Consider the following 6655-nt stretch of genomic DNA (forward strand, 5'->3'; position numbering starts at 1 on the left):
AATAATGAGGAAAATTATTTACATTTTAGTATTCACATTGGGTGTATGCGGCTATTACGCGATCGCTTGTGCGTCAACTCCCAATGAGCCCGATACTCCGCCCCCGCGGGCGGAGATCAGGACACTCCCGGAATTAAAGAATGCCTACGGAATCGACTTGTCAGTTTATATTTATAAGCGTACCCTAGATCAATATGCAGGTAAAACCACTGAGTTAGCCAAAGTGATAGTCGATTTTGGCTTTACTGATGTTTACCTGAATTTCGGCAGGTGTCAAATACCCTGCGATCCGGACTTGGCAAACTATATCAGAAAGCTTATTTCAGCCCTGTCCGCGCATCAAATAAAAGTACATGCTTTGGCATTCACGGAGATTAATCCCATTGGTGATGAACAGCAGGAGACATTAGAGGTACTTGCCGATTTTCAGGCCGCTTCAGCTCCAAACGAACGTTTTGCCGGTATCAACTTCGATATCGAACCTCATATCATGCGCCAAAACAGGGATAACTGGAAAAAAGTATCCGACAAATATGGATTACAGCATATTGACTGGCAATCGGACAACGGCTACGGCAAGGACGGTGTGAACTCTAAAGTCATGCAATTTGTCTTGGATCAGATCGGTCAAATCCGACAAAAAACTGTAGATAACAATTACATCTATTCCCAGGCATTAGGCCATTTTTTCGAGGATCGATATCAAGACGGGAACCTTTCGGCTGGTAGCGTTAATGATTTTTTGGAGGTGTGTGATCATGTGATTATCATGAACTATACTGATGACACCAACCGGCTTATCAAATTTTCCATGGCTGAATTCACCAATGCCAATAAACCCGGGTCTGTAGAAATTGCGGTTAAGACTGCGGATAATGGCGTGGGAGACTTAAGTACCACCTTTGCAGACGAAGATTGGGATACAATGATGGAAGCCCTTGTGGCTTTGTGTGAGGCCGCCAAACCCTATTCTACGTTCAAGGGTGTATCCATTTTTGAACTCCAAAGCTTTGAAGAACTTTGGAAAGAAAGGAACCATAACAAATAATAAATATCAATTTGGCTATCATCACCTTAAAGAAAGAACTTTATGAAATCAAAAATTATTATAGGAGTTTTATTTTTTATACATTGCTTCGCTACGGAAACCGCTTTCGCCCAAATCACGTTGGCAAGTAATGGAAAAAGCGACTTCCAGATAGTCGTCCCTTCAAAGGCTTCAGGCTCCATACGAGTCGCGGCTGAGGATTTCACGGATATGTTCCAACAGAGTACAGGCATAAAATTACCAACGGTCGTTGAGGACAGGTACAAAGGTTCCGGTCCATTTGTAAGCTTAGGCAACACAAAACAGGCTCGTGAGGCCGGTATCAGTATGGAGGGCATAAAAGATGAAGGTTTTCGCATTATCGTCGCCAAGGGGAACCTGTTTATACTTGGGATAGATACCCCGGACAGGGAAACAACCAAAGACGGCGGAACCAGTAACGGAACCGCTAACGGGGTCTATACTTTCTTAGAAGACTATCTAGATGCCCGATGGCTGATGCCCGGGGAACTGGGGAAAGTGGTTGCCGAACACGAGACACTCGTTATAGAAAATATCAACCGCTTAGAAAATCCGTCATTTGTCTCACGAAAACTTCCATACTTAGATGCATCATGGACAATGCGAAACACCTCCACCGCGGTAAATGAATGGGAGCGACGCCAGCGATTAGGGTATTCTATCAATCTCTGGCATGGGCACAATTGGCAGCAGACAGTGCCGGAATCCCTGTGGAAAAAGCATCCGGAATGGTTTGCCATGATCAACGGCAAAAGGTCTAAGCCCGGGTTTCGTTACAAGTTGGAAACCACAAACCCGGAATTGGTTCAATTTTTTGCGGAAAAAGCTATTGAACAACTAAGAAAGGATAAAGTCCCCAGAACATTCTCCCTGTCGCCCAGCGATTCCGGAGGATGGAGCGAAAGTCCGGAGAGCAAAGCTCTTTATGATGCACCTGTTGAGGGTAATAGACATCCGGGCATGTCATCTTTGGTATTGAAGTTTTATCACGATGTAGCAGAAATTGTGCAACGAGAATATCCGGAAGGCAAATTGGCGGGATACCTGTATGACTCTTATTTATATCCACCCACTAAAGTTGAGATGAAGCTTCCGGATAATTTTATTCCAGTAATTGCTCCAAGTTCAATCACCTATGGTTTTCGGTTGTATCATGACAAAAATAAACAAGATTGGTTGCACGTGATGCGCTCTTGGGCCAAGGTAGCACCGGAAATTTGGTCGTATTACGATATTCCGAATGCTTTTAACCTATGGCGGATTACGGCAGACTACGACCGGCTTACCGGTGCTACGGGCATCATCACTCCACCCGCTGCGGAATTGTTGAACTTTATCTTCTCCGGTTTAGTTGAAAATAAGGTTCGGGGGGGCTACCTGTTTGGAACCCCATCCTGGAGCAATACTGCAATCGCCAATTATATGTTGGCTAAAATGATGTGGAACCCCGAGCTTGATGCTTATGATGTGCAGCGGGATTGGTTGTATCACGCTTATGGTCCTGCAGCAGGGGCTGAGATGGAAAAGTTCTACAATAAGCTGGAAGATGTTTTTAGGGAATACTCCAAAACCAATGTTATAAACTCGCGACCAAACGATAGGATGTTTAATGACTTATACGGGGAGAACTATCCGGATATTGAAAAAAAATTCCTTGATGCTTTATCAAAAGAGATGAGCCCGGATCAAAGAATCCGGCTGGAAATGATTGAAAATAATATGGCCGTTTTACAGTGGCGTCTCCGCAATGCGGGATTTCTTTCCGAGGATTTCTCTTCACCCTTATGCCGTACAACCGCTCAGATCAGCGAACTTTTGATAAAAAACGCCGATGTCTTCCCCTATTTTCCGGAAGCGCTGATAGGATGGTGCCAACGTGATCTTAATTCCCTCAGGCATATACCATTTAACGTTATATCTTCATTACCCGACAGCAACAGCGGAAGTTTGCCTTTGCAGGACAAAAACCTCGTTGTGTTACACGCTGATGAAAATAGAGATGTCAAACTGCATACCCGGAAAGTAGATCATGCTTCATTATACGTCTCCTGCATCATCAAGAAATCTACCGGGGAGGAGATATATCGAGGCCTCTTGGATAAAGATAATCCTATAAGTTTCAAGGCAGAGAAAGGAACTAGCTATTATCTCTATTTCCCCGCGCGCCCCGGCACTTCTATGAATATCAATATTACCGGAAAGATAGCATCAGCACATGCTTCAAACCGGGAAATTATAGTCAAAAGAGATAAAGAAAGTCCTATTTATGTTTATGTGCCGTACAAAAAAAATGACGCAATTATAGCGGCTGAGCAATTGAGCGACAACACAGTGAATATTATAAAAATAAATCAGTTGGAACAAACCGCGCGTTTGGATCCACAAGATTAGAGTCAAACAAACATTTAAACATTATGATTATGAAAAAAATTATTTATTTGTTTTTTGTTGGCGTTTTCCTTTTTACATATTGCAGTAAGGGTGACGAAAATCCCGATCCCGATGATAAAGTATCAATCAACGTGACCACATCCGGAGAGTCTGTCAAGGCCGGGGAAGAACAATTATTCGCCTTTACAGGGGATATCAGTAGGGTTGAATTCTATTCCGGCGAGCCGGGTCATGTATACGAATACAAAGACCGCACAGAGAGGGAGTTGGAAGGTGATGTCACAATGTCATTTATGGCAAGGGTGATGAACGGCTATGAATTCCCCATGGAACTGGATGCTTTTGTATCTACCAACTTCTCTGGTGAATATACTTATGCGGCAGTTTCAGCCGCAGATTGGACATCCTTCAGTGACAAGATTACTTTCCCGCTAACCAGTGCAGATGGACCTGCCGAGGATGGCAAGATAAATAACAGTATCAAGATAACCGATCTGATGGAGCAAGGTAAAACTTTTTGGGTGGGCTTTAGATATATTTGCCCGGACCGTCCTCCGGCACCGAGAAACAGCCGTCAATGGCGTATCGGATTCTACACATTAAACCACGAACTTTCCGGTGAGACAATATCGCATTCTAATTACAGTGATGCCGATTGGAATTCCCAGTGGACTTTCATAACCGAGGGGAATGTAGAATCGGGTAGAGCTCCAAGTATAGTAACCGCAGATGGAAATGCATTGAATTTTCTCGGGAATCAAACATCTTCATACGAAGGTTTCGAAGCGTGGGGCATCAGTAATGCACATGATATATTCACCGTGGATCCCGACGAGGGAGTTACCATCGAATCGCCATCTGAGAAGTACAGTCACTTGTATGCGGCAGCCGGTACGTACGAAGCAACGTTTGTCCTCCGCGGTCCCGAGGGTACAGAATCGGTTGTCAAGAAAATAACCATTACGGTTGTTCCTTGAATTAAAGGGGGGATCCGATGAAAGCTTTTATTTTTTTATATTTATTTCTCTTTCCTGTATTGATAGGGTGCGATAAGACAAGCAGCGTACCGTTGGATCAGGAAGAAGAGACAAATGTTGATCCAATTCCAGACCCCGGCATAGAGGAGGCAGGGGACGTTTACCTCTCCTTTTCTACCCGGGTACTCAACACGTATGAATTACCCCGGGAATTGAACCTATTTATTTCTACTGATTTTGACGGGATATACAGCTATGATAAGGTAAACTCGGCAACCTGGAAAAATATCAGCGATAAATTCTCGTTTCCCCTTACTGACACAGGGCTGACTCCGGGCGGAGAGACAGATATTTCGGAGTATTTAACCGCCGGATCCCCTTTTTTTATTGCTTTCAGATATAAAACCACGGAGATGCCGCCGGCTGCCCGGATAGGAAGGAACTGGCGCGTGGAGGAGTTCTCCTTGAGCTATCACCTCAAAGAGGAGTCTAAAATCCTTATCCAACAAGAATCTGCCGACTGGACATTGGTGGAGCATGGTGAAGTAGATCCGGGTCGGGGAGGCACTATCCAGCAGAACCGTTTGAACTTTTATTCAAACAATATCAATAGAGATATCTCACTTGATATCTGGGCAATTACCAAACCCATCATTCTTGATCCGGAAATTTATACCGCAAATTGTTATGACTTTGGAACGTGTTATGATTATGATCTACCCAAAAGCCCGGGTAAAACAGCGGAAGAGGTATATATCCCGAATGGCTTTGTAGAAACAAGCGATATCATCTACTTTAAAGTGGATGAACAAGGTTCGGCAGGTGTTATTGAAAAAGTTATTTCAGATTACAACAAGCATATTGTGGGAAAGGTTGACGGGTACACCCAAGAAGTAACTTCCAAAGAAGAGTTATCAGACAAGGATGGGAAGCCCTTAGATTGGAACTATCGAATGGATATTATCCATCCTGTGACACCCTCCAAACCGCGCCCGGTTTTCCTTGTGGTAGGTACCCAAATAAAGCGTAATATGCCAAGGCATACACCTTTCCAGCAAGTTTTTGCAAAAAGAGGATACGTTACCGTCATCATCGACCATGCGTGGAGTCCGATTGACCGGCTACTTGAAGATAATGCGGCAAATTATTCGTTGGAATCCCTCACCGGGGTAAAAGCCTATACTGCCGCCATACGCTACTTGCGAGCCAATGCGGAGAAATACAGCATCGATCCCGAACGGATAGGCGGCCTGGGGCACTCCAAGGGTTCTTATGCCATTGCACGGTTGTCAGACCCCACTATCAATCACGCATCAAGTGAGCGATTTCAATATATCGAGCCCATGTCACCACAGCCGAATACCGGGTATCCCAGTCATATCCAAGTAGGATACCAGTCGATGGGCAATGGAACCCGGGGATCTCGGAGTTATGTAAAAGACAACTATCCCCCAACGATCACCGCCGTGGGGAAATATGACACGTACAACCAGTGGGCCGTTTGGCCCGACGTGGTGGCGGCATATGCTGAAGACCGTAGTGCTAATTGGTTGGGAATACCAATGTTGGATAGAGGACATGAGATGGCCACAGGCGTGCAGCATGATCTTGGATACGTCCGGGAGGAGGCAGTTGAGAAATTCTTCTCCAATTACCTGGAACCGGATCTTCCACCCAACGTGCTCTATGTGGCTCCTTTCAATGGGTACAACAATGAGAATATCATCAAAGCAAACCAGCCCGTTATTGTCCATTTTTCTCCTCGGATGGATGTTGCATCGGTGAAGGATATGGTCAAAGTTTTAGATATGGATAGCGGTCAAGAGGTCAAAGGAGAATGGAAAGTGTTGAGAAAAGACACCTATTTTATCTTTACTCCCGGAATAGGCAGCTTCCAAAGTAAGCACTATAAAGTAACCATAAGCTCAAGCACAAAAAGCATCCATGGTGTTTCTTTAGGGAAACCCATCGAACATGTGTTTTCAATCAATTAGTTTTAACAAGCATAATATATTTCAATAATGCGGAAATCTCATTTTTCACACCTGCTGACTGTTACAATGTTATCGTTATCGTTCTTATTTTCATCGTGCCAAGATACGATTGATGACCCGTTGGATTCCGGAGAGGAAACTGTTGATCCTGATCCGGGCCCCGGCATAGAGGAGGTGGGTGACGTTAACCTCTCCTTTTCTACCCGGGTAGAAAAGGAGAGGTT

General features: G+C 44.5%; 5 protein-coding genes. All 5 read left to right on the forward strand.

Annotation, left to right across the window (positions count from 1 at the left end):
• The first annotated feature begins 4 nt into the window (after window positions 1-4).
• Window positions 5-1048: a hypothetical protein gene (locus tag B4G81_RS05160; RefSeq protein ID WP_294080789.1), complete on the forward strand. Its 1044-nt coding sequence runs from the start codon at window positions 5-7 to the stop codon at window positions 1046-1048.
• A 42-nt stretch (window positions 1049-1090) separates the two neighbouring features.
• Window positions 1091-3460, forward strand: coding sequence for a DUF4838 domain-containing protein (locus B4G81_RS05165; RefSeq protein ID WP_294080791.1), 2370 nt, complete (start codon window positions 1091-1093; stop codon window positions 3458-3460).
• 29 nt (window positions 3461-3489) lie between these two features.
• Window positions 3490-4437: a DUF5017 domain-containing protein gene (locus B4G81_RS05170; protein ID WP_294080793.1), complete on the forward strand. Its 948-nt coding sequence runs from the start codon at window positions 3490-3492 to the stop codon at window positions 4435-4437.
• 17 nt (window positions 4438-4454) lie between these two features.
• Window positions 4455-6431: a DUF5017 domain-containing protein gene (locus B4G81_RS05175; protein ID WP_294080795.1), complete on the forward strand. Its 1977-nt coding sequence runs from the start codon at window positions 4455-4457 to the stop codon at window positions 6429-6431.
• Window positions 6432-6458: 27 nt separating this feature from the next.
• On the forward strand, window positions 6459-6655 hold a 197-nt coding region (locus B4G81_RS05180; RefSeq protein WP_294080796.1), incomplete at its 3' end, for a hypothetical protein.

The organism is Proteiniphilum sp. UBA5384 (assembly GCF_002410825.1).
Classification (GTDB): domain Bacteria; phylum Bacteroidota; class Bacteroidia; order Bacteroidales; family Dysgonomonadaceae; genus Proteiniphilum.

Bases quoted from the DNA above. Each gene is read 5' to 3' on its own strand.
- B4G81_RS05170 (WP_294080793.1), top strand. From the start codon at position 3,490: ATGAAAAAAATTATTTATTTGTTTTTTGTTGGCGTTTTCCTTTTTACA.
- B4G81_RS05175 (WP_294080795.1), top strand. From the start codon at position 4,455: ATGAAAGCTTTTATTTTTTTATATTTATTTCTCTTTCCTGTATTGATA.
- B4G81_RS05160 (WP_294080789.1), top strand. From the start codon at position 5: ATGAGGAAAATTATTTACATTTTAGTATTCACATTGGGTGTATGCGGC.
- B4G81_RS05165 (WP_294080791.1), top strand. From the start codon at position 1,091: ATGAAATCAAAAATTATTATAGGAGTTTTATTTTTTATACATTGCTTC.